Here is a 23,391-nt window from a genome sequence, read left to right as displayed (position 1 = left end):
TTACACTCTCCTTAAATTATTTCTTACCAGTCTTACCAACTTTGCGTCTGATAACCTCATCAGCGTACTTGATACCTTTGCCCTTATACGGCTCCGGTCTTCTCTTCTCTCTGATTTCAGCTGCATACTGGCCGACTTTCTCTTTGCTGATGCCCTTAACGATGATGATGTTCTGTCCATCAAGAACAGTCTCGATACCTTCCGGATCTTCCATCTCTACCGGATGGGAGTAACCAAGGGAAAGTGTGAGCTTCTTGCCCTGCTTCTGAGCTCTGTAACCAACACCGTTTACCTCAAGCTTCTTCTCGTAGCCTTCAGTAACACCCTGGATCATGTTATGGATTAGCGTTCTTGTAAGACCGTGTAAAGATTTCATCTTCTTTAAATCGTTCGGTCTTGTTACGACGATGTGTCCATCTTCTTCTTTGATTTCCATCTCTACCGGTAAATCTCTTACCAGTGTTCCCTTCGGACCTTTAACGGTCACATTGTTGTTCTCTGCGATTGTTACAGTTACGCCTGCTGGAATCGCTACCGGCATTCTACCAATACGTGACATGCCTTTTACCTCCTACTTAGATTCTCGGAAAGTGCTTTTACACTTTCTGTTTTCAGTTTCTATGTTATATCTGGTCTGAAGTTGCCTCCAGACGCACGCAAACTCCGCCCTGCTGGATCAATGTTCAGCTTTGCAGGCGGGGTGCGATAACATCAATGGGAATAATTACCAAACAAATGCAAGAACTTCGCCGCCGACACCAAGCTGTCTAGCCTGCTTGTCAGTGATTACGCCCTGGTTTGTGGATACGATAGCGATACCAAGTCCGCCAAGTACCTTCGGCATATCTTCCTTGCCAGCGTATACACGTAAGCCCGGCTTGGAGATCTTCTTGATTCCGGAGATGATCTTCTCGTTCTTGTCAGCGCCATACTTTAAGGAGATGCGGATTGTCTGGAATGCACCGTCCTCAACGATGTCATATTTCTTGATGTAGCCTTCTCTTACAAGGATATCAGCGATAGCTAATTTCATCTTGGAAGCCGGAACATCTACTGTATCATGTTTAGCAGTGTTTGCGTTACGAATTCTTGTAAGCATATCTGCAATCGGATCGCTCATTGTCATGATTATATTTCCTCCTAATGGATTGTTGGTTTGTCACTGTGGTTCGCGAATCATTCGCGCTGCACAGGAGTGTTGTTCGGCCTGGGGAAAACAAGTTTTCCTTATAGGCGTTGTTACGATGTATAGGGAAGTTCTTTTCCCTGTGGTCGAAGAACGGGACCAGTCAGCCTATTAAGCGCTTCTCTGCACGGCCAGGCGGGGAAACACGATGTTCCCACCTGACTTCTGACGCTTTTCTAAGCAGCTAAATCCTACCAGCTTGCCTTCTTTACGCCCGGGATCTCGCCCTTGTAAGCGAGCTCACGGAAGCAGATACGGCAAATGCCATATTTTCTCAGATATGCATGTGGACGACCACAGATTCTGCAGCGGTTGTATTCTCTTGTGGAGAACTTTGCCGGACGCTGCTGTTTAATCTTCATTGAAGTTTTAGCCATGGATAAATCCTCCTAATTACTTTGCAAACGGCATGTTGAATAATGTTAACAGTTCACGAGCTTCCTCGTCAGTCTTAGCGGTTGTAACGAAGATGATGTCCATACCTCTGACCTTGTCAACTTTATCATATTCAATTTCCGGGAAAATTAACTGTTCCTTGATGCCGAGTGCGTAGTTACCTCTGCCGTCGAATGCGTTAGCGTTAACGCCGCGGAAGTCACGTACACGCGGAAGAGCGAGGTTGATCAGACGATCAGCGAACTCATACATCTTCTCGCCGCGAAGGGTAACTTTGCATCCAATAGCCATGCCCTCTCTGAGTTTGAAGTTTGCGACAGACTTCTTAGCCTTTGTAAGGACTGCCTTCTGACCTGTGATGATCTCAAGGTCACGAACTGCAGAGTCAAGGACTTTCGCGTTGTCTTTTGCTTCGCCTACGCCCATGTTGATAACGATCTTATCGAGCTTCGGCACTTCCATGATATTCTTATAACCAAATTTCTTGATCATTGCTTCAACGATCTCGTTCTGGTACATTTCTTTTAATCTAGCCAACTTGTGTTTCCTCCTCTCTGCTATTAGTCAATTACTTTACCGGTTGCCTTAGCAACGCGGACTTTCTTACCGTCTTTAACTTCAAAGCCAACTCTTGTAGCTTTTCCGTCAACGAACAGCATTACGTTGGAGATGTCGATCGGAGCTTCCTGATGAACAATTCCGCCGTTCTGGTTTGTCTGGCTCGGTTTGGTATGCTTTGTTACCATGTTGCAGCCTTCAACGACAACTTCGTTCTTCTTGGTGTCTACGCTCAGAACTTTACCAGTTTTATCTTTATCTTTACCTGCGATGATCTTTACCATATCATCTTTTTTGATTTTATGCATTACCTGGCACCTCCTTATAATACTTCCGGAGCCAGAGATACGATCTTCATGAACTGTTTCTCACGAAGCTCTCTTGCGACCGGCCCAAAAATACGGGTTCCTCTTGGAGTCTTGTCATCTTTGATGATAACTGCTGCGTTCTCATCAAATTTAATATAAGAACCGTCTTTACGACGTGCGCCTTTTACAGAACGAACTACAACGGCTTTGACTACATCGCCCTTCTTAACAACGCCGCCTGGTGTTGCTTCTTTAACGGAGGCTACGATTACATCACCGATGTTAGCATATCTTCTTGTAGAACCGCCCATAACGCGGATACAAAGCAGTTCTCTTGCACCTGTATTATCGGCAACCTTTAATCTGGATTCCTGCTGAATCATGCCTGATACTCCTTCCTCGAATCAATTATCTTGCTTTCTCGACGATTTCAACAAGTCTCCATCTCTTATCCTTGGATAACGGTCTTGTCTCCATCACTTTAACTGTATCGCCGATATTGCACTCATTCTTCTCATCATGAGCTTTTAACTTATATGTCTTCTTAACGATCTTTCCGATTAACGGATGTTTTACGTGGTTCTCGATAGCAACGACGATTGTCTTGTCCATCTTGTTGCTAACTACCTTACCAGTACGTGTTTTTCTAAGATTTCTTTCCACGACGGATAATCTCCTTTCAAAATCGATTTGTTACACGCATCGGCGTGTGTCATAATGACAACTAATCAACCCGCAAGCATGCCTTGGGGTTCTTCACCGATACGGGATTAGTTAGCAACTCTTGCCTTCTCTGTGATAACAGTCTGAATTCTTGCGATGTTCTTGCGAACCTCTTTGATTCTACTTGTGTTATCTAACTGGTTGGTTGCGTTCTGGAATCTCAGGTTGAAGAGCTCCTTCTTTGCTGCAACTAATTCTTCATTTAACTCTGCAGCGGTTTTCGCTTTTAATTCTTCTACATACTTATTAGTTTTCACTGTTATCACCGCCTTCTAAATCTGCCTTGGAAGCAATTTTACACTTACACGGGAGTTTGTGCATAGCAAGACGAAGAGCTTCCTTTGCTGTTTCCTCCGGAACGCCAGCGATTTCGAACATAACACGGCCCGGTTTAACTACTGCTACCCAGTACTCAAGAGCGCCCTTACCGGAACCCATACGAGTCTCAGCCGGTTTAGCTGTTACCGGTTTGTCCGGGAAAATCTTGATCCAAACTTTACCACCACGTTTGATGTAACGAGTCATGGCAACACGGGCTGCCTCGATCTGATTAGATTTGATCCAGCACGGCTCAAGGGCAACAAGGCCATATTCACCGTTGGAGATTGTATTTCCTCTTAAAGCTTTACCGGCCATAGTTCCACGGAACTGTTTGCGGCGCTTTACTCTTTTCGGCATTAACATTATTTATCGCTCCCTTCCTTATTTCCCTTAGTCGGAAGAACCTCGCCTTTGTAGATCCAAACTTTAACGCCAAGCTTGCCGTAAGTTGTATCTGCCTCTGCGAAACCATAGTCAATATCTGCTCTTAATGTCTGAAGCGGGATTGTTCCCTCGCTGTAAAACTCTGTACGTGCGATATCAGCACCGCCAAGACGTCCGCCAACAGCTGTCTTGATACCAAGAACGCCAGCCTTCATGGATCTGGACATTGTGGACTTCATAGCACGACGGAAGGAAACACGGTTCTCAAGCTGCTGAGCGATGGACTCTGCAACAAGCTGAGCTTCACGGTCCGGTCTCTTAACTTCCTTGATGTCTACAAATACCTTCTTAGCAGTCATCTTCTGAACTTCAGCTTTGACCTTCTCGATCTCAGATCCGCCCTTACCGATAACTACGCCCGGTTTTGCTGTGAAAACGATAATTTTAACTCTATCAGATGCGCGCTCGATCTCGATCTTGGAAACGCCAGCGCTGTATAATCTCTTCTTCAGGTAAGTTCTGATTTTATGATCCTCGATGAGGTTGTCAGCGAAATCAGCTTCAGCGTACCATCTGGAATCCCAGTCTTTGATAACGCCGACTCTCATGCCGTGTGGATTAACTTTCTGTCCCATAACTGCCTCCTATTATTTCTCGTTCAGCACGATGGTGATGTGGCTCATTCTCTTTTCGATTCTGTAAGCTCTACCCTGTGCTCTCGGTTTTACTCTCTTCATAATCGGTCCCTGAGATGCGTAGCACTCCTCCACATACAGGTTCTCTGCGTTCATGCCGTTGTTGTTCTCAGCATTTGCGATTGCAGATTTTAATAATTTCTCGATTAAGCTGGAAGCATATCTAGGATTGTAAGTTACAATACCAAGTGCTGTCTGAACATCTTTGCCTCTGATGGCATCTAATACGAAACAAGCCTTCTGAACGGATACTCTTGCGTAAGACAGCTTTGCAGACGGTCTTGTATCCTTCTGGGCATTTCTCTCTCTCTTAATCTGACTTCTATGTCCCTTAGCCATTACTGGAACCTCCTTTCAAAGCGTATCTATTATTTACGTCCGGACTTTTTCTCGTCTTTGCCGTGGCCTCTGTAAGTTCTTGTAGCAACGAACTCACCAAGTTTGTGACCAACCATATCTTCTGTTACGTATACCGGTACATGCTTTCTGCCGTCATGTACTGCGATTGTATGACCAACCATCTGCGGGAAGATTGTAGAACGGCGGGACCAGGTCTTGATAACCTGTTTCTGTCCTGCCTCGTTCATAGCGTCTACCTTCTTCAGTAAGCTAGCGTCTGCAAATGGTCCTTTTTTAAGTGAACGAGCCATCGTTTTACCTCCTATCGATTATGAAATCGCCTTACCATTTCTTCTTCTTACGATTAACTTGTTAGACTGTTTGTTTTTCTTTCTAGTCTTAAGACCAAGAGCAGGCTTGCCCCACGGTGTGCACGGACCCGGACGGCCGATACCAGTCTTACCTTCACCACCACCATGCGGATGGTCATTCGGGTTCATAACGGAACCACGGACTGTCGGGCGGATACCCATGTGACGTTTTCTACCTGCTTTACCAATCTTAACAAGGTTGTGGTCGCCGTTGCCTACAACACCGATTGTTGCGCGGCACTCGATCGGAACCATTCTCATCTCGCCGGACGGTAAACGAAGTGTAGCGTATTTTCCTTCTTTAGCCATTAACTGTGCAGCGTTTCCTGCAGAACGAACCATCTGGCCGCCCTTGCCCGGGAAAAGCTCGATATTGTGAACCTGTGCACCAACCGGAATTAAGGATAACGGTAAGCAGTTGCCGACCTTAGCCTCTGCGTGCTCGCCGCTCATAACCTTCATGCCGTTTGTAAGGCCCTGCGGTGCAAGGATATAGGACTTCTCACCATCTGCGTAGCAGATTAAAGCGATGTTAGCGCTTCTGTTCGGATCGTACTCGATACCGATTACAGTTGCCTGAATTCCGTCTTTGGAATTTCTCTTGAAGTCAACCATTCTATATTTCTGTCTGTTTCCACCGCCCTGATGTCTAACGGTGATCTTACCCTGGTTATTACGACCAGCGTTCTTCTTTAAAGAAACTACTAAGGACTTCTCCGGAGTTGTCTTTGTGATCTCGGAGAAATCAGAACCTGTCATATTTCTTCTGGAAGGTGTATATGGGTTATAGGTTTTGATTCCCATTTCTGACTCCTTTCAACGCCTTCTGGCGTTTCTATTTTTCGTATCGCGGCTTTGGTTGCCGCATAGTTTCAAAAATTACAGACCCTGGAAGATTTCGATATCTTTGCTGTCTGCTGTAAGCTTAACGATTGCTTTCTTAGTCTTAGCAGTCTTGCCTACTACCATGCCACGTCTGCGGTTCTTACCGTCAGCGTTCATTGTGTTTACGCTGTCAACCTTTGTTCCTGGGAACATTTTCTCAACAGCTTCTTTGATCATGGTCTTGTTTGCTTCCGGATGTACGAGGAATGTGTATTTCTTCTCGCTCATAGCGTTCATGCTCTTCTCAGTTACAACCGGTTTGAGGATTACGTCGTAGTACTGTACGTTTGCCATTATGCGTATACCTCCTCGATAGATGCTACAGCAGCCTTAGTAGCTACTACAGTGTTGTATTTCAGAATGTCGAATACATTGATTGTATTAACAAGGGAAGTCTTAACTTCCGGGATATTTCTTGCGGAAAGAACTGTGTTCTGATCGTTGTCAGCAAGAACAACAAGAGCCTTGGAAACTTTGAGGTTGTTCATAACAGCCTTGAAGTTCTTTGTCTTGATCTCGTCGAACTTTAACTCGTCAACAACTACAAACTTGTTCTCGTTTACTCTGCTTGTAAGAGCGGACTTAAGAGCAGCTCTCTTCTCTTTCTTGTTAAGAGTGATTGTGTAATCTCTCGGAGTCGGAGCGAATACCATTCCGCCGCCTGTCCACTGCGGAGATCTTGTGGAACCCTGTCTAGCGTGACCTGTTCCTTTCTGTCTCCACGGTTTTCTGCCGCCACCGGAAACCTCAGAACGTGTTTTTGCTTTCTGTGTTCCCTGACGTTTATTTGCAAGCTGTGCAACAACAGCCATGTGTACGAGATGCTCGTTCACTTCAACGCCGAATACAGCGTCATTCAGCTCGATTGTGCCAACTTCTTTACCTTCCATATTGTATACGGATACGTTTGCCATTTCTGTTTCCTCCTTTCCTGTAAAAGCTTATTTGTTAGCCTTTACTGTTTCCTTTAATGTTACTAAGGACTTCTTCGGTCCCGGTACAGCGCCTTTAACAAGGATCAGGTTGTTCTCAACGTCAACCTTGACAATCTCGAGGTTCTGAGTGGTAATCTTCTTGTTACCCATCTGACCCGGCATGCCTTTGCCCTTGAATACGCGGCCCGGAGTTGTTGCGGAACCATTGGAACCCTGATGACGATGGAATTTAGAACCATGAGCCATCGGTCCTCTGCTCTGTCCAAGTCTCTTAATAGCGCCCTGGAAACCTTTACCTTTGGAGATAGCAGTTGCATCAACCTTATCGCCAGTAGCGAAGATATCAGCTTTGATTTCGTCTTTTACGTTATACTCTTCAGAATTCTCAAAACGGAACTCTCTAACGAATCTCTTGTAAGATACGCCAGCCTTGTCGAAGTGACCCTTTACCGGCTTGTTTACAAGTTTCTCTCTCTTATCTACAAAGCCAACCTGTACAGCTTTGTATCCATCGTTCTCCTCTGTCTTAACCTGTGTTACTACACACGGACCAGCCTGAAGAACAGTTACCGGAACAAGAACGCCTTCATCGTTGAAGATCTGAGTCATTCCGACTTTTGTAGCTAAAATCGCTTTCTTCATTGTTTTTACCTCCTGTTACTAATCTACAGCGGAACGCAAAACAGAATTTACTGTGCGTTCATCCTAGAGCAGCCCAACATAGGTGGAACACTATGACATTACATATTGTAATGATGTTGATTCCCTTTCAGGATGAGTAGTGTTGCTTTTATATCAGAACCATTCAGGATTTCTAATTTTAGTGGCTACATTTCAGTAGCATGAAAAGTAAATATTTTTCAATTATTTATTTTTCATTTTGATGTCGATATAAACACCAGCCGGCATTTCCAGTCTGGACAGTGCATCTACTGTCTTCTGGCTCGGGCTTGCGATATCGATGAGTCTCTTATGAGTTCTCTGCTCGAACTGTTCTCTGGAATCTTTGTACTTATGAACAGCTCTTAAGATTGTTACAACCTCTTTCTTTGTCGGCAGCGGAACCGGACCACTCACCTGTGCTCCTGTTTTCTTTACTGTCTCGATGATCTTTCCAGCGGACTGGTCGATCAGCTGATGGTCGTAAGCCTTTAATGTGATTCTCATAACCTGACTTGCCATAAAAAAAGTCGCCTCCTTTTCGCACTTTTAATCGAAGTACGACAAGCGGTGACTGTACACGGTCTCGTGTGTATCATGCCGATTCACACGTTGTTACTGCCCCTTACCCTGAGCAGCTGTTAATTTGGTACAGTGACTTGTCGCCAGTTTCCTAACTTGACATTCGCTCCACGGAACACCTGCCATTCTCAGGCAGCAACCTCTCGTTTCAACGCTATCATGTCACAGCCAGATAAGAATAACACATCGAAATCGAAAAATCAAGCTTTTTTTGCTTATTTTTCAAGGGTTTTTTCAATTTGTGGATAACCGGCAGGAGCATGTTCAAATCATGGTTTTCCATGCACAGATTGAAACGAAAAAGAGGAAAAAGTACACTTCATATTAATTTTCAAGTGTCTTTTTCCTCTTTGATGAGCTGTATAATGCACTGTTTCTTCTATATATAATATAGTAGAAACGCAAATTTATCTGCCGGGCAGATTCTACTGCGCAGCCCCTGCTTCTTTCTCGATCTCCAGATTCTCCTTCACCTTCGCCTCAAAATCATCGTCCGCGGTCGCTGTCTCCCCGTTCTCTGCGGAGATCTTTTCATTTACGGCATCCACGCCTTCATCGAAGACCTCCAGAGCTGTCTGAAGCTGGTTGTCCTCATCCTTCGGGATCTCGATCTTTGACTTTAAGTCTTCGTCGAGAGCTACGGTCACATCCGGCTCAATGCCAAGTTTGTGGATGCACTCGCCTGACGGGGTGTAGTAGTATGCCGTTGTGAGCTTCAGACCGCTGCCGTCCGGCAGGTTGAAGATGCCCTGAGCGATTCCTTTTCCGAAGGTCTTCTCGCCTACAATCGTTGCCCAGGCATTGTCCTTTAAGGCACCTGTCAGAACCTCGGACGCACTGGCGCTTTCACCGTTTACAAGAAGAATGATCGGGACATCTACCTCATGTCCGTCATCGGAAGTATAGACGCTGTCATCGATTCCTTTTCCCTTGAAGCTTACAATGGTCTTTCCATCCGGAAGCAGGTAGTCCGCAATATCCTTCGCCGCCTGAACAACGCCGCCGCCGTTGTTTCGAAGATCGATGATCAGCTTGTCCATTCCCTTGGATGCCAGATCATCCACAGCGCTCTTAAACTGTTCAGAGCTTACCTCCTCAAAGGAAGAAAGTGAAATGTAGCCGGCATGTTCATCCAACAGCTCATACTCTACCGTCGGGTTCTCCACCATACGGCGCTCCACGTCCATCTCCACATACTCATCCGTGGACAGGCGGTACACGGTCAAATGAACCTTCGTTCCCTCCTCACCTCGGATGTGGTCGCTGACGAGAAGAGACAGATCCTCTCCGGTAGCCTCGATATCTTCCACTTTATAGAGGATATCTCCCGGCAGCATTCCGGCTTCCTGGGCCGGGGAGTTCTTGAACACCTTGACCGCTGTGATGATTCCTGTGTATACATTCTGGCTCACTTGTACACCAATTCCGCAGTAAGTTCCGGAAGTCTCCTCATTCAGGCTTGTGTACTCGTCCTTATCGTAATATACGGAATACGGATCGTTCAACGAGGACATGTAACCGCGGTAGATCCAGTCTTCCGCCGTTCCGTTCTTTGCCTGTTCTTCCTCCGTCATGTTCTCATCGAACAGGAAGTACTTATCGATCAGTGCCTCCATATACTGAAGCTTCGGCGTGATCTTGTTCATATCCAGCTGAGTGCCGGATGTCTCCGCGGTCTGTGTGCTCTGGCTCTCAGATGCACGCCTTCCTACGGTCCAGATCCCCGTTGCAACACCTACGACTGCAAGTCCGGAGAATGCTGTCACAAGGACTCCGACAAGGACGCCTTTCCAAAATTTATTTTTTGTCTCTTTCTCTTCCAATGTCTTTTCTCCTTCATCCCAGGGCAGCCAGATCTCATCCGATAAAAACTGTGCCAGGATCTTTATGTAAAAAGTCTACAGGTCATATTTCCCTGCATTCAGCACCGCAGGCTCTCTTTTCTGCCTGTCAGTCCCTACGGGCTCACATATTTCGTCGGATTCACATAGGACCCGTTCACCCGGACTCCGAAGTGGAGATGGGACCCGGTGGAGTATCCCGTCGAACCGACCTTCGCGATGGTCTGTCCCTTTTTCACACTCTGCCCCTGTGATACAAGCAGGCTCGATGCATGCATATAAACTGTATACACGCCGCCGCCATGGCTTATCATCACATAATTTCCTGCAGAAGAACTGTAAGTCGCGATCACGACCTCACCCGCAGCAGCAGCCACGATCGATGTTCCCGTCGGCGCGCTGATATCAATTCCCTGATGGTTCGAGGACGCGCCCTTCGTCGGGGATTTTCGCCCTCCAAAGCCGGAAGTAATCCGCCCGCTGGCAGGACACGGCCATGTAAAGCTAATGTCCCCAAGACTCACGGTTTTATACGTCTGTGCCGCCTTGTTTGCCGCTGCGGCCTTTTTCTTTTCTTCCTCGGCTTTCTTTCTCGCTTCCTCTTCCTTCCGCTTGATCTCTGCCTCGATGGACTTGATCTGGTTCTCCTGGGCCGCGATGGACTTCGCGTACTCGGAGATCTGTCCCTCCGCGGAGGCGATCTTCGTCTCGTAGTTCTGAAGCTCCGTCTGTTTTGCAGCCAGAAGCTTCTCCACGGACGCCTGTTTTGCCTCCGTCTCGTCCTGAAGCATCAGGAGCTCGGCATGTTCACTCTCTAAACTCTTTTCCTTCTCCGCGATTTTCTCCTTCGTAGCGGCATATTCATCGAGCTTCTGCCGGTCGTAGGACGAGATCTTTGTGATGTACTCCGCCTTGCTCAAGAGCTCCGAGAGGGAGCCGGACTCCATGAGTAGGTCCACATAGGTGCTGTCGCCCTTCTCATACATATATTTTATCCGCAGCTTCATGGATTCATACTGGCTTTTCTCTGTCTCCTTCGCCTCGGATAATTCCTGTTTCGTCGTATCGATCTGTTTTTCCTTCGCGTCTATGTCATCGCCAAGCTTTGAAAGCTCATTTCCGATGGACTCCAGGCTGGAATCCAGCTTTTTGACATAGGCCGTCGTATCGCTTTTAAGGTCTTCCAGGTTCTTTAGCTCCTGTTCCGTCTTCTTTTTTTCCGCCTCCAGCGCCGTCTTTTTGCTCTTCGCGTCACTCAATCCGCTCTTTGTCGCCTGGGCAGAAAGCGGTGTCGCAAGAACCAGGGCAAAGGACAGGACCGCAGCCAGAAATCTTCCTGATTTTCTCATATGCTGTCCCCTCCTACACGCGCAGCTCTTTGCGGATCGTAAAGAAGCTTACAAAAAATCCAAGTCCGCCGCCCAGCGCCAGGGCGATCGCCGCCATCATCGGATAGAAGGTTCCAAGCGGCAGGAACTGGATGATTCCGGAGAGAAGTTCAAACCGGTTCATCACATACTCCACCGTCTGTCGGTAGACAAAAAGCATGACCCCCAGCGGGATCGCCGCTCCGACAAGCCCCAGGATCGTTCCTTCTACCACAAATGGGGCCCGGATCATAAAGTTCGTCGCTCCGATAAGACGCATGATCCTGTTCTCGTTCTTCCGGAATTCAGCCGCAACGGAGATCGTATTGCTGATCAGGAATACCGCAACAGCCAACAGCATGGCGATCAGGACGCCGAACAGCAGGCCCAGGATCTTATTGAAGCTTGCAAGTCCCGTAGCCGCACTGTTGGAATAGTTTACTTTCCGCACACCATCAATACTTTCCAGGTATGCCACCATTCCATCCTGATCCGTAATATTGTTCAGGCGGATCTCGTAGGAAGAGGAGCCTGCAAGCGGGTTGTCATCCGCAAAACCTTCCGCTAAGGCTTCATCCTCACCGAAATACTCTGTCTTAAAGCCGTCCCACGCCTCCTCAGCGGAGACGAATTTTATCTCTTTTATCATTCCCGACTTGTCCGACTCGATCTTCGCGCCGATGTCTTTGATCTCGTCCTCCGTCAGGTTCTCATCAAAAAATACCGTGATTCCCATTGTGGTCTCCGCCGTGCGGACCATATATTCGATGTTGGTGATCACGGAGAAAAATACGCAGAATAAAAAAATACATGCAGAAATGATCGCGGTCGACGCAAGGGAAAACCAGATATTTCTGCATATATTTACCAGTCCCTGCTTCATGCAGAACCAGAATGTACTAATCCTCATAACGGTACCCACTTTCCTCCTCATCACAGACCACCATTCCGCGGTCGATCGTGATGACGCGTTTCTTCATCAGGTCCACGATCTCATGGCTGTGTGTGACAACGATCACCGTTGTTCCACGCCGGTTGATCTTCTCCAGGAGTCCCATGATCTCCATCGCATTGTGGGGATCCAGGTTTCCTGTGGGCTCATCGGCAAGCAGGATCTCCGGGCGATTGATCAGTGCCCGGGCAATCGCCACGCGCTGCTGTTCTCCGCCGGAGAGCTGATGCGGGAAAAACTTATACTTGGAAGAAAGGCCTACCATCTTTAACATCTGCGGAACCGATTCCCGGATCGTCCGGCTGGACTCCCCGATCACCCGCTGGGCAAATGCCACATTCTCATAGACCGTCTTGTCCTTTAAAAGACGGAAATCCTGGAATACGACACCGAGACGTCGGCGATACTTCGGAACATATCTTCGCGGCATCTTTCTGAGGTCCATGTCATTAACGACAACACGACCGGAGGTCGGCTCCACTTCCTTCAAGAGGATCTTGATCAGTGTAGATTTTCCGGAACCGCTCCGGCCGGTTATGAAGACAAATTCCCCGTCATCGATGGTGATGTTCACGTCCTTCAGGGCTTTCGTACCCCTGTCATAGGTCTTTGTCAGTTTTGAAATTTCTATCATAATTTAGTAGTCCAGATTCTCCATGTACTTCATGTACTTTACAACCATCAGGGCAATTTTGAAGGTGATCGCATCCTCAAATACTCGCAGATCCAGTCCGGTGCTCTTCTGGAGCTTATCCAGACGATAAACAAGCGTATTTCTATGGATGTAGAGCTGTCTTGATGTCTCGGAGACATTCAGGCTGTTCTCAAAGAATTTGTTGATCGTTGTGAGTGTTTCCTCGTCGAACTCATCCGGGTTCTTTCCATCAAAAATTTCTTTGATAAACATCCGGCAGAGTGGAAGCGGAAGCTGATAGATCAGACGGCCAATACCGAGGTTGGAGTACGCTACAACGTTCTTGCTGCTGTAGAAGATCTTTCCGACATCGAGAGCCATCTTTGCTTCCTTGTAGGAACGGGAAACATCCTTGATCTCGCCAACGATGGTACCGAACGCGATGCGCACTTTGGACATCGCCTCTGTGTTCAGCATATCTAAAATCGTATTTGCTGTCTTCTCGAGATCTTCATAGGTCTCACCCGGTTTCACCTCACGGACAAGAATGATATTCTTCTCGTCGACTGCGGTGATAAAGTCTTTTGTCTTTGTGGAGAACAGGCTGCGCATGGTCTCCAGGGCATTCGTATCTTTCTCATTCTTTGTCTCGATCAGGAATACGACACGCTTTACATTTGTCTCGATATGAAGTTTCTTCGCCCGGTTGTAGATATCAACGAGCAGAAGATTATCAAGAAGCAGGTTCTTGATGAAATTATCTTTATCGAATCTTTCTTTGTAGGCCACCAGAAGATTCTGGATCTGGAATGCTGCCAGTTTGCCTACCATATACACGTCATCGCTGCCGCCTTTTGCAAGCAGGATGTACTCAAGCTGATGTTCATCAAATACTTTAAAGAACTGATAACCGGAAATCACCTGGCTGTCCGCCGGAGAATCCACAAACGCAAGTATGGAGCTTTCATACTCTTCCGCATGCTCGAATGTGGAAGCCAGGACCTTTCCCTCCACATCACAGACGCACAGGTCAATTCTTGTAATCTCTTTCAGTCCTTCGATATTCGACTGTAAAATCTGATTTGAAATCATAGCGCCCTCTCCTTTTCGCAGTATGGACATATCCACATTTATTCTAATGCAAAATCACAAAAAAGAAAAGATTTTTTTTGTATTTTTTACTAAAAAACATGGAAAAAGGCAGACCGGATTTCCCATCTGGAACCGGTCTGCCTGATATTTTGGTTATTCGTAACTATTCAGTACCTTCATATGTTTCCTTACGGTCAGCGCAGCAAGTGCGCAGACCTACTGAACAGTTACAATAATTTTTTCTGTTTCTTTGTCGAAAAGGTACACATCATCTCCGGAGACCGCAAAGGACATTTTCTTTCCGGACGGCTTTTCACCGTCGGATGCTTTTGCAAGAAATTCGTTTTCTCCAACATGGAAACGGATGTATGTGGCATCCTCAATCTCCTCGCTGCCAAGAATGTCTCCGGTGATCTCACCCTTTCCATCTTCCGCCGGAACGATCTTTTCCGGTCGTACGCCTGTGAAGACTTCTTTTCCGACATAGCCGAGTTTCTTTAAAAGTTCAGCCTTTTCTCCGGAAAGCCGGATCTTTCCTGACGCAAACTTCAAAATAATATTTCCGTTCTCCTCCAACACCTTGGCAATGGAAAGATCCATTCTCGGTGTTCCGAAGAATCCTGCCACAAACAGACTCTCCGGATGGTCATAGATATTCTGCGCGGAGTCTTCCTGGCAGATCTCGCCCTCGTTCATGACGATCGTTCTCGTTCCTAATGCCATAGCGGTCTTCTGGTTGTCCGTCGCGTAGATCACGGTAATTCCAAGCTCACGGTTGATATTTGCGAACTCTTTTCTCATCAGTTCCTGGACATCCGGGTCTGCCTCCGCGATGGTGCGGTCCAAGAGCAGGATCCCCGGGCGGCGCATCAGGGCGCGTCCGAGAAGAACACGGTATGTATCCGCTGCCGAAAGTTCCTCCGGCATTTTTTCAAGGATTCCATCGATTTTCAGGATCCCCACAGTCTCATCCACTCTTTTCGCGATCTCTGCAGCCGGCATCTTTGCCATTCTGAGGGAGAATGCAAGGTTGTCCTCCACACTCATTCCAGGATAGAGCACGCTGTTCTTGAAAAGCATTGCGACGTTTCTCTCTTTCGGGTCCGCATCCGTCATATCCATTCCATCGATCATCAGACTGCCGGAGGTAATCTCCTCCAGGCCGCCGATCATCCGAAGCAGTGTCGATTTTCCGCATGCCGTCGGTCCCACCAGGATCAAAAATTCCCTGTCCTTCACTTCCAGATTGAAATCCCGGATTGCCTGCTGGTCACCCGGGAATGTCTTGTTGATATTCTTTAACGTTAAACCGGACATTGACTTCCTCCTGATCTGTATTCTTCATGGTTAACTGGAAAATTGCAGACTTAACCTATTTTTATATCGGTTGTATTCATCATACACAAATAACACTTGTTTTTCCATATGGTTATTCCACAAAAAATTCCGTTTTTTCCATGCATATTCCATATAGTGAATTTAAGTTTTTGACAAATATACTCTTTTTTCATAAAAACAGGCAGGAAGATAGTTAAATCATTATCAAAATTGCCAAAAAGCGGCGGCTGTCTTTTTCTGACAGCCGCCGCTTAGGTTCCAAAAATTTCATAACTGCTAATTCCATTCACAGTCACACACAAATCCATTCCAGCCCCGCTTATTTTACAGCAATTGCCTCCATCTCAAGCAGAACATCCTTCGGAAGTCTTGCAATCTCCACGCAGGAACGTGCCGGGCAGTCTTTTTCGAAATATTTCGCGTAGATGCCGTTGATGGTTGCGAAATCATCCATATTTTTGATAAATACACTTGTCTTTACGACCTGGTCGATGGATGTTCCTGCTGCCTCAAGAAGATTCTTCATGTTCTTCATAACCTGCTCCGCCTGTGCTTCGATTCCCTCCGGGATCACACCTGTCTCCGGATCTACCGGGATCTGTCCTGACGCGAATACGAAGCCGTTTGCCTCAATTGCCTGAGAATACGGTCCGATTGCTGCCGGTGCTTTTGTTGTGCTGATTACTTTCTTCATGTGATTGTCCTCCATATTTTCCTTATTTATCGATTTTTCGGATGCTCTTCTCCGTGATCTCGATCTTTCCTTCTTTTAATAAGTGACCTACCGCGCGCTTGAACGCATTCTTACTGAGTTTAAATTCTCTCGCGATAACTTCCGGTGATGCCTTATCGTTGAACGGTAAAACTCCGTCAAACTCTTCGATGACCTTCATGACAAGATCGGAGTCAGAAAAGATCTGGCTGCCTGCCTTGTCGCGTGTTGTGAGGTCAAGCTTTCCATCCCCACGGACTCTCGTCACACGGACGCGGACCTCATCGCCCACCCGGTATCCGGAAAAGAGTTCCTTTTTCGGAATCAGGCCGTGATAGATGCCATCGACTGCAACAAAGGCACCGATATCCGGATTGATCTCAAATACGAAGCCGTCCGCCTCGTCACCGGTGTGATACGGGGAGTCGCTTCTCAAATACTGGTATGCCTTCATAGTTGCGGCAAGGCGCCTGCTCTTATCGACGTAAAGAGCCACAAGGCACTTCTCACCTTTACGCACCTGATGGGTCTGCTCCTTAAACGGGAGAAGAAGATCCTTTTCCAGTCCCATATCGAGAAACGCACCGATCTTGGAAACTTCCTTGACCTCAAGGACAGCCGTCTCACCGAGAGTCACCTTCGGTTTTGATGTGGTGGCGATCAGGCGGTCCTCAGAGTCCTTGTAGAGGAATACCTCCAGCTCATCACCGATCTTTGTTCCTTCCGGCACCTGTTTTTTGGGGAGAAGAACACCCTGGGCGTCCGCCTTGTCCCCGTCAGAAAGGTAAATTCCGAAGTCTTTCTCCTTGATCACCTTTAGTTTCTGAATTTTTCCAATTTCCATCATGTCTTTCGTCCTCCCGCAGCCGGATACTTTTACGGCTGCGTCCTCTCTTTTAACTCAACATTCGCGAACACATCACCATTTGCATTGCAAAGAGATACGAGATGCGACATCCCCTCTCTTGCGCGCTTGACAACGATCTCGTCCCCGAGCACCGCCGCCTTCCGGTACTCTGCCCGGATCTCGCCGATCTCGGTTCCCGAAGGGACAAGCTCTCTCGCGATATCCACATACTGGGCGTTATTTACATGGAGATTTGTATCCAGAAGATGTTTCATGACCACCAGACGTCCAGTCTCTTCCATCTCCTTCGGCACGGCGATCTTTCGTCCCGCGTCCTCCATCTCGATCTTCGGATTAAATTCGCCGTACGGATCAGTATCCGCATCCGTAATCCTCATAGGCCGGCCAGTCTCCGTATTCATCAGGAACCAGTAGGAATTGGCTTTTACCAGATATTCTCCTTTTTCATCGAGGATTGCGAAATTTCTCAGCGCATAAAGTCCCTTGACTGCATAGGGCCATGTCAGAACCTTGATCCGTTCCCCGAGGACCGGACGGCGTCCGATCACGATCTGCCAGGAGGATAAAAGCCACGCCTTCTTTTCCCGTCCAAGATATCCGATCCCGACCCCCGCATCCTCCGACTGCATCGTCGAACAATCCTGCATATAATTCATAATTCCGGTCAGGGACAGCTTCGCGTCAATATCCGTCTCGCTGTACCGGACCCGGCTGTTTAATTCGTACATAGTCTAACCTCATGTTGTTGTCTCAATCTGTCTCGAACTTCCCGCTCATAAACACGGGCCTTCAATGCTCAGATGTCTGTCAATGCAAACCGTCCTTTCGCACCACTACCTTAACACAAATGCCTGCCAAGCGCAAGAAAAAAAGACCATTAAGCCTTGCATTCACAAAGATTAACAGCCTTTCGTTAGCTGGGCTACAAGGATTCGAACCTTGAAAATGACGGAGTCAGAGTCCGTTGCCTTACCATTTGGCGATAGCCCAATAATATGTATCTGAAACACTTGGACAATATTTAGTTTTTAAACTGGGCTACAAGGATTCGAACCTTGAAAATGACGGAGTCAGAGTCCGTTGCCTTACCATTTGGCGATAGCCCAATGCATCAACAGGTTGTATTATAACGCAACGACTCTGATCCGTCAACTGTTTTTTTTAATTTTTTTACTTTTTTAATTCTGATTTTTCGGATTATCCGGATCTTCAAATCCCGGTCCCCTTAAGTACGCCGGTGTTTTCGTCTCCGGCGTCAGCATTCCGGACGCGGCGGTAGTCTCTGTAACCACTGCTGTTGTCTCCGGGGCTGTCGGCGGTGCAGTTTCCGGCGGCACAGTTTCCGATGCTGTAGTTCCCGGTTCCGCAGTTTCCGGTTCCGCAGTTTTCGGTTCCTCAGTTTTCGGCTCCGTAGTTTTCGGCTCCGCAGTTTTCTGCGGCACAGTCTCTGTCGGAGAGGTCCGGGAATTCGATGAATGCCGATCTTTCTCATCCGGATCGCCCAGCTCCCTGTTCGTCTCCTGATCCACCCAGTCCACGCTCTCCCCGGCCTCCAGAGCTTTTCTCCGTCTCTGCATCTCGGAAAGTCCGTCATTTTTCGTGGATTCTCTCTCGTCACCCGTATCCAAAGCCGCAGATTTCTGTTCCGGCACAGCTTCTGTTGTCTCTAAAGCTGCTGTCTCCTCCGTGGTCTCTTCGCTTGCTTTTTCGAAAGTTGTCTTTACGACCACCGGTTTTAAGGATATCTGATATTCCTGCTCATTGATCTCCCGGATCAGGCGTTTTGAGGAATGCCCGGCAAGTTCTTCCTGCTTTCCTATCGTGATCCCCGGATTTTCCGAAAAAAGATGCTTTAAAAATTCTGCCTTCGTCACCGTGATCCCATATTTTTCCGCAATCTCCCGGGTTTTTGTGTCCTCTTCTGACTCAAACACATAGACCGTCGCCCTGGACTCCTTTTTCTGAAGCTCGGATTCCGTCTGCTTTTGCAGCTCTTTTACGATCTTTTCCGGTGACGCCTTTACTTCCGCGCCGGACTTCCGGACGGAGATCAGGATTCCCCCATCCTCTCCGAGACTGTTGTTATCCGCAAGCCTGTCAAAGATCTTCCCCACTGCGATTCCAAGGCTTTTCCCCTCAAACACGGTCATGGAGACTGCCTCATTTGATCTGGCCATCATTCCCTTTGCAGATAACACGGATCCCCGCCGGTTCATGGTAAATTCCATCATAATATCCGAATTTACTTCCATGATCAGTGACTCCTTCCGGTTCTTCCCCATCATCAGCACCGCCATCAGGCATACTGCTGCCGCGCAGATTGACAGAGCTCCTCCGGCCCGTCTGAACCACTTTTTCAGGGAGTCCATAGAGAATTCACCGTTTACGTCCATCCCGGCTTCCCGTAACTCCTGCTTCTTTTTCTTTTCCTTAACTGGCATGTCCTCATATTCTTTGTTCTGATTCATCATACCGTTTCCCTTTCGCCCTCATAGCCCACGTGGAGAAGGAATAATCCCTCGGGCGGAGCTGTTCTTCCCGCCATATCACGGTTTTTCGCTGCAATGATCTCCTTCATTTTCTCCGGTCTCCGCGTTCCACTGCCGACCTCCAAAAGCGTTCCCGTTAAGATCCGCACCATGTTATAGAGAAAGCCGTTTCCTGTATACAGGAATTCGAGCTTCGTTCCATGTTCCACGATCCGGATCTCATCGATCCGGCGCACCGTGCTTTTTTTCATTCTGCGGTTCGCGCAGAAGCTTTTGAAGTCATGTTCGCCGATAAGAAATTCCGCCGCCTGTCTCATCGCTTTCACATCCAGCTTCTTCCCGCAGCCATAGACATATTTTCGTTCGAATACGTTTTTCTTATCCCCGGTCTCCACATAATATCCATATGTCTTTGATGTGGCAGACAGGCGGCTGTGAAACCGTTCCGGCACAATCTTCGCAGAGAGGACCCTGATATCATCCGGAAGATACCGGTTCAGATATTCCCGTGCTGACTCTCCGTCCGGACAGATTTCCGCATTAATATGGAAATTAGCTACCTGACCTCTCGCATGGACCCCCGCATCCGTTCTTCCGGAGCCATGGACCTCTATCTCTTCTCCAGCCATTCTGAAAAGCACGTTTTCCAGTTTTCCCTGAATCGTATTGTCGGTATTTCCCTGTTTCTGCCACCCATCATACCGGCTTCCGTCGTATTCCAGAGTAATGCGGATATTATTCTTCATGATTGTTCCTTCCTGATCTCCAACTGAATGCGGCCCGTCACATTCAGATGTCCCCGCGGCCGCTTATTTTCTTTTAAACAAAAATTCCCGGCAGAAATTACTCCTTATCCGCCGGGAATGTCTGGCTCATCTGCCTGTTACCGTCTGAAAAAGACTACTGATCTTCCAGAACCGATGTACAATGCGGACAGCGTGTCGCATGAATATTGATTTTCGTTTTGCAGTACGGGCATTCTTTTTCCGCAGATTTCACCATTATTTTACCAATTTTTTTCTCTGTTGGGAATACCCGGAGACCGTTTTTTTATCTCTGTGCCTGTTTTTTATCATTCCGCCGTTTTAGACGGGTTGAATATATGTGTCAGGAAAATAAACATCTCATGGGCGAACAGCGGCATGGCCGCAAGCACGAGCAAAGTTTTCCATTCCCCGGCATTCAAACGCACCGTCTGAAATGCCGCAACCAGAGCCGGCTGTTCCGTCACCATAAGCTGCAGAGCAAATCCAATGAATACTGCAGCGATCATCAGAGGGTTCCCTCCATGATCCATCCGAAATACAGATTTTTCCACATCACGCATTCCGATCGCATGAAAAAGCTGTGACAATCCAAGAACCGTAAATGCGTATGTCTGGCAGCATGCAAGAAGCTTTGGAGACTGTAAGACGTCCGCCACCGCTGCCGGGGTCAGCTGCCGTCCGCTGCTTACAAGAAGCTTTGCAGGAACGATCAGAAACGCGGTCAGACTGATCAATGCGATCAGGAAACCGTAAAACAACGTACAGACTCCGCCGCCATGCGCAAACAGGCTCTCTCCTTGCTTTCTCGGTTTTTCTTTCATCAGTTCTCTCCCGTCACATACATCTGTCCCCAGGGCCAGAGCCGGCAACGAATCCGTGATCAGATTGATCCACAGGATATGACTTGCCTTAAGAGGTGCCGGAAAGGAAAAAAGGATCGCAAAAAACATGGTCATGATCTCACCAAAATTCGATGATAAAAGAAAAATGACCGTCTTTTTAATATTGGCATAGATCTCTCTTCCTTCCCGGACAGCTTCCCGGATCGTTGCAAAATTGTCGTCTGTCAATACTATATCTGCTGCCTGCTTTGCCACATCCGTTCCGCTCATTCCCATCGCGATCCCGACATCCGCCGCTTTTAAAGATGGGGCATCATTGACTCCATCCCCGGTCATCGCCACGATTCCGCCGTTTTTTTTCAATGCCCGGACGATCCGTACCTTATGATCCGGAGAAACTCGTGCAAATACCCGGATCTCCGAAATCTTATCAGCAAGCTCCCCATCGCCCAGGCAATCCAGCTCTGACCCTGTCATGCACTGAGAGGGAGAATCCGCGATCTTAAGCGTTCTTGCGGTCGCAAGTGCCGTATCCTTATGATCCCCTGTAATCATGACGGTCGTAACACCTGCATGGCGGAATTCTTCCACTGTTCCGGAAACCTCCGGACGGACCGGGTCCTCAAGCACTGACATTCCCAGAAAGGTCATTCCCTTCTCGGAAAGATCCTTTCCCTCCTTTACCGCCGCCCCAAGAACACGCCCACCGGACGCAGACATTTTTTCTGCCCGCCTCATGTACCATGTTCGTTTCGATGCTCCCATCGGATGAACTCCCATTTCGTCTCGGTAGGAGGTGCAATTTCCAAGAATCATGTCCGGTGCACCTTTCGTGAACGAAACTGTCCGCATTCCGTTTTGATGCACCGTCGTCATACACTTTCTCTCCGAGTCAAACGGACGCTCCGCAATTCTTTTCCACGCATCCCGGATCTGTTCGGACTGTTTTTCCCCATTCCTTGCATTTTTATCCGCATATAAAAGAAAAGCTGCTTCTGTAGGATCTCCGATGATTCCGCGCTTTCCCCATCTTGCATCATTGCAGAGTAAAAATGTTCGTAAAAGCCACTCTCTGTCCCCATCCAGATTCCGCACCGTCATCTGATTTTTTGTCAATGTCCCCGTTTTGTCCGAGCAAACCACATTAACCGCTCCAAGAGTTTCCACAGAAGGAAGACGTCTCACGATCGTATGTACCTTCGCCATCCTCGAAACAGAAAGCGCAAGGACGATCGTCACCACAGCCGGAAGTCCTTCCGGAACTGCTGCCACAGCCAAAGAGATCGCTGTCAGAAACATCTCCCCAACATCCCGCTTCTGCCAGACTGCCGCCAGAAAAAGGATCGTACAGAGACCCACAGCCAGAATACTAAGAAATGTTCCCAACTCTCCCAACCGTTTCTGAAGCGGTGTAATCTCTTCCGGTGTTTCATGGATCATTTTCGCGATTCGTCCGATCTCAGTTTGCATCCCGGTATCTGTAACAATCCCTTCACCGCGTCCGGCAGTCACAAAGGTTGACATATATGCCATATTTTTTCGATCACCGAGAGGTGTTCCGGTCGAAGCCACATACTGCGCATCCTTTTCCACCGGTACAGACTCTCCGGTAAGTGATGCCTCCTGTACCTTCATATTTTCCGAACGGATCAGTCGGAGATCCGCCGGTACCTGCTGCCCGGCATTTAAAAGCACCCTGTCGCCCGGCACCAGCTCCGCCGCGTCCATCTCCAAAAGCTTTCCGTCCCGCCGGACAAGCGCCTTCCTTGTTGTCAGCTTTTTTAATGACTCCAGCGCTTTCTGGGCCTTTCCCTCCTGAATCACACCAACCGTTGCATTGAGCAGCACAACTGCTGCAATGATCACCGCATCTCCTCGTTCTCCAAGAAATACAGAAATTCCTCCTGCCGCCAAAAGTACATAGATCAGCGGATCCATCAATTGCGAAAGCATCCGTTCTGCCACAGACGGAGGCCTTTTCTCCTCCAGCTCGTTCCGCCCATACTCCCGAAGCCGCTTTGTCGCTTCCTTCCCACTCAATCCCCCGTCATCCGACGATCCCAGCAGCATTTTTGTCTCAAAAACAGAGCACCGTTCAAAATCCCCCGGCTTTTCCATAAAAAAATTTCTCTCCATCCTCTTTTGC

The 23,391-nt window shown here is 47.8% G+C and carries 29 protein-coding genes and 2 tRNA genes; all 31 read right to left on the bottom strand.

The features are described from left to right. Positions 1-16: 16 nt before the first annotated feature. Positions 17-559, bottom strand: a complete 543-nt coding sequence (gene rplF, locus DW677_RS09400) for a 50S ribosomal protein L6 (protein WP_015553833.1) — start codon at positions 557-559, stop codon at positions 17-19. A gap of 165 nt (positions 560-724) precedes the next feature. Next, positions 725-1,126, bottom strand: coding sequence for a 30S ribosomal protein S8 (gene rpsH / locus DW677_RS09395; protein ID WP_117470156.1), 402 nt, complete (start codon positions 1,124-1,126; stop codon positions 725-727). Between the two features lie 251 nt (positions 1,127-1,377). Further along, positions 1,378-1,563 carry a type Z 30S ribosomal protein S14 gene (locus DW677_RS09390; RefSeq protein ID WP_008396318.1) on the bottom strand — a complete coding sequence of 62 codons (186 nt, stop codon included), beginning with the start codon at positions 1,561-1,563 and terminating at the stop codon, positions 1,378-1,380. 16 nt (positions 1,564-1,579) lie between these two features. Further along, positions 1,580-2,119 (bottom strand): 50S ribosomal protein L5, encoded by a 540-nt coding sequence (gene rplE / locus DW677_RS09385; RefSeq protein ID WP_021905519.1) that lies wholly within the window; start codon positions 2,117-2,119, stop codon positions 1,580-1,582. 23 nt (positions 2,120-2,142) lie between these two features. Continuing rightward, the gene (gene rplX, locus DW677_RS09380) at positions 2,143-2,448 is read right to left on the bottom strand and encodes a 50S ribosomal protein L24 (protein ID WP_015553835.1); all 306 of its coding nucleotides are present in this window, start codon (positions 2,446-2,448) and stop codon (positions 2,143-2,145) included. 14 nt (positions 2,449-2,462) lie between these two features. Continuing rightward, positions 2,463-2,831: a 50S ribosomal protein L14 gene (rplN, locus tag DW677_RS09375; protein WP_015553836.1), complete on the bottom strand. Its 369-nt coding sequence runs from the start codon at positions 2,829-2,831 to the stop codon at positions 2,463-2,465. Between the two features lie 25 nt (positions 2,832-2,856). Further along, entirely contained in the window at positions 2,857-3,111 is a 255-nt protein-coding gene (gene rpsQ, locus DW677_RS09370) for a 30S ribosomal protein S17 (RefSeq protein WP_021905520.1), read from the bottom strand. Between the two features lie 107 nt (positions 3,112-3,218). Beyond that, entirely contained in the window at positions 3,219-3,428 is a 210-nt protein-coding gene (gene rpmC, locus DW677_RS09365; protein WP_021905521.1) for a 50S ribosomal protein L29, read from the bottom strand. After that, positions 3,418-3,855 (bottom strand): 50S ribosomal protein L16, encoded by a 438-nt coding sequence (gene rplP / locus DW677_RS09360; RefSeq protein WP_015553837.1) that lies wholly within the window; start codon positions 3,853-3,855, stop codon positions 3,418-3,420. Before rplP ends, rpmC begins: the two co-directional genes overlap by 11 nt. Next, the gene (gene rpsC / locus DW677_RS09355; protein ID WP_015553838.1) at positions 3,855-4,511 is read right to left on the bottom strand and encodes a 30S ribosomal protein S3; all 657 of its coding nucleotides are present in this window, start codon (positions 4,509-4,511) and stop codon (positions 3,855-3,857) included. Before rpsC ends, rplP begins: the two co-directional genes overlap by 1 nt. A gap of 12 nt (positions 4,512-4,523) precedes the next feature. Next, positions 4,524-4,910 carry a 50S ribosomal protein L22 gene (gene rplV, locus DW677_RS09350; protein WP_015553839.1) on the bottom strand — a complete coding sequence of 129 codons (387 nt, stop codon included), beginning with the start codon at positions 4,908-4,910 and terminating at the stop codon, positions 4,524-4,526. A 29-nt stretch (positions 4,911-4,939) separates the two neighbouring features. Continuing rightward, entirely contained in the window at positions 4,940-5,221 is a 282-nt protein-coding gene (gene rpsS / locus DW677_RS09345; protein ID WP_015553840.1) for a 30S ribosomal protein S19, read from the bottom strand. Positions 5,222-5,239: 18 nt separating this feature from the next. Further along, complete coding sequence (gene rplB, locus DW677_RS09340) at positions 5,240-6,085, bottom strand: 50S ribosomal protein L2 (protein WP_117470154.1); 846 nt, start codon at positions 6,083-6,085, stop codon at positions 5,240-5,242. A 75-nt stretch (positions 6,086-6,160) separates the two neighbouring features. Further along, positions 6,161-6,460 carry a 50S ribosomal protein L23 gene (gene rplW / locus DW677_RS09335; protein ID WP_117470153.1) on the bottom strand — a complete coding sequence of 100 codons (300 nt, stop codon included), beginning with the start codon at positions 6,458-6,460 and terminating at the stop codon, positions 6,161-6,163. Further along, entirely contained in the window at positions 6,460-7,080 is a 621-nt protein-coding gene (gene rplD, locus DW677_RS09330; protein WP_117470152.1) for a 50S ribosomal protein L4, read from the bottom strand. The genes rplW and rplD overlap by 1 nt, the downstream gene beginning before the upstream one ends. 27 nt (positions 7,081-7,107) lie before the next feature. Beyond that, positions 7,108-7,743 (bottom strand): 50S ribosomal protein L3, encoded by a 636-nt coding sequence (rplC, locus tag DW677_RS09325; protein WP_117470151.1) that lies wholly within the window; start codon positions 7,741-7,743, stop codon positions 7,108-7,110. A 222-nt stretch (positions 7,744-7,965) separates the two neighbouring features. Further along, positions 7,966-8,283, bottom strand: coding sequence for a 30S ribosomal protein S10 (rpsJ, locus tag DW677_RS09320; protein WP_015553845.1), 318 nt, complete (start codon positions 8,281-8,283; stop codon positions 7,966-7,968). A 485-nt stretch (positions 8,284-8,768) separates the two neighbouring features. Beyond that, on the bottom strand, positions 8,769-10,166 hold the full coding sequence (locus DW677_RS09315; protein WP_117567031.1) for a S41 family peptidase: 1,398 nt from the start codon (positions 10,164-10,166) through the stop codon (positions 8,769-8,771). A 134-nt stretch (positions 10,167-10,300) separates the two neighbouring features. Further along, positions 10,301-11,533, bottom strand: a complete 1,233-nt coding sequence (locus tag DW677_RS09310; protein ID WP_117567030.1) for a M23 family metallopeptidase — start codon at positions 11,531-11,533, stop codon at positions 10,301-10,303. Positions 11,534-11,546: 13 nt separating this feature from the next. Next, complete coding sequence (locus DW677_RS09305; protein WP_117514248.1) at positions 11,547-12,461, bottom strand: permease-like cell division protein FtsX; 915 nt, start codon at positions 12,459-12,461, stop codon at positions 11,547-11,549. Continuing rightward, complete coding sequence (gene ftsE / locus DW677_RS09300) at positions 12,451-13,137, bottom strand: cell division ATP-binding protein FtsE (protein WP_015553848.1); 687 nt, start codon at positions 13,135-13,137, stop codon at positions 12,451-12,453. The genes DW677_RS09305 and ftsE overlap by 11 nt, the downstream gene beginning before the upstream one ends. Before the next feature lie 3 nt (positions 13,138-13,140). Beyond that, entirely contained in the window at positions 13,141-14,229 is a 1,089-nt protein-coding gene (locus DW677_RS09295) for a helix-turn-helix domain-containing protein (protein WP_015553849.1), read from the bottom strand. A 216-nt stretch (positions 14,230-14,445) separates the two neighbouring features. Further along, positions 14,446-15,546: an ABC transporter ATP-binding protein gene (locus DW677_RS09290; RefSeq protein ID WP_117567028.1), complete on the bottom strand. Its 1,101-nt coding sequence runs from the start codon at positions 15,544-15,546 to the stop codon at positions 14,446-14,448. Between the two features lie 340 nt (positions 15,547-15,886). Further along, positions 15,887-16,261 (bottom strand): RidA family protein, encoded by a 375-nt coding sequence (locus DW677_RS09285; RefSeq protein WP_015553851.1) that lies wholly within the window; start codon positions 16,259-16,261, stop codon positions 15,887-15,889. A 22-nt stretch (positions 16,262-16,283) separates the two neighbouring features. Then, positions 16,284-17,126, bottom strand: coding sequence for a S1-like domain-containing RNA-binding protein (locus tag DW677_RS09280; RefSeq protein ID WP_117503166.1), 843 nt, complete (start codon positions 17,124-17,126; stop codon positions 16,284-16,286). Between the two features lie 29 nt (positions 17,127-17,155). Then, positions 17,156-17,875: an acyl-ACP thioesterase domain-containing protein gene (locus DW677_RS09275; protein WP_117567026.1), complete on the bottom strand. Its 720-nt coding sequence runs from the start codon at positions 17,873-17,875 to the stop codon at positions 17,156-17,158. 189 nt (positions 17,876-18,064) lie between these two features. Next, positions 18,065-18,137: transfer RNA gene (locus DW677_RS09270), tRNA-Gln, on the bottom strand. A gap of 43 nt (positions 18,138-18,180) precedes the next feature. Continuing rightward, positions 18,181-18,253: transfer RNA gene (locus DW677_RS09265), tRNA-Gln, on the bottom strand. A gap of 72 nt (positions 18,254-18,325) precedes the next feature. Next, a complete protein-coding gene (locus tag DW677_RS09260; protein WP_147324950.1) occupies positions 18,326-19,618 on the bottom strand; it encodes a hypothetical protein in 1,293 nt (430 codons plus the stop codon). Then, positions 19,615-20,382, bottom strand: coding sequence for a tRNA pseudouridine(38-40) synthase TruA (truA, locus tag DW677_RS09255; protein WP_117484616.1), 768 nt, complete (start codon positions 20,380-20,382; stop codon positions 19,615-19,617). Before truA ends, DW677_RS09260 begins: the two co-directional genes overlap by 4 nt. Before the next feature lie 326 nt (positions 20,383-20,708). Next, positions 20,709-23,363, bottom strand: a complete 2,655-nt coding sequence (locus DW677_RS09245) for a cation-translocating P-type ATPase (protein ID WP_181968337.1) — start codon at positions 23,361-23,363, stop codon at positions 20,709-20,711. Positions 23,364-23,391 lie beyond the last annotated feature (28 nt).

It is taken from the genome of Clostridium sp. AM25-23AC (genome assembly GCF_003435125.1).
Classification (GTDB): domain Bacteria; phylum Bacillota; class Clostridia; order Lachnospirales; family Lachnospiraceae; genus Pilosibacter; species Pilosibacter fragilis.
The sequence above is the reverse complement of the archived record's forward strand: the minus strand, read 5'-3'. Positions and strand labels throughout refer to the sequence as shown.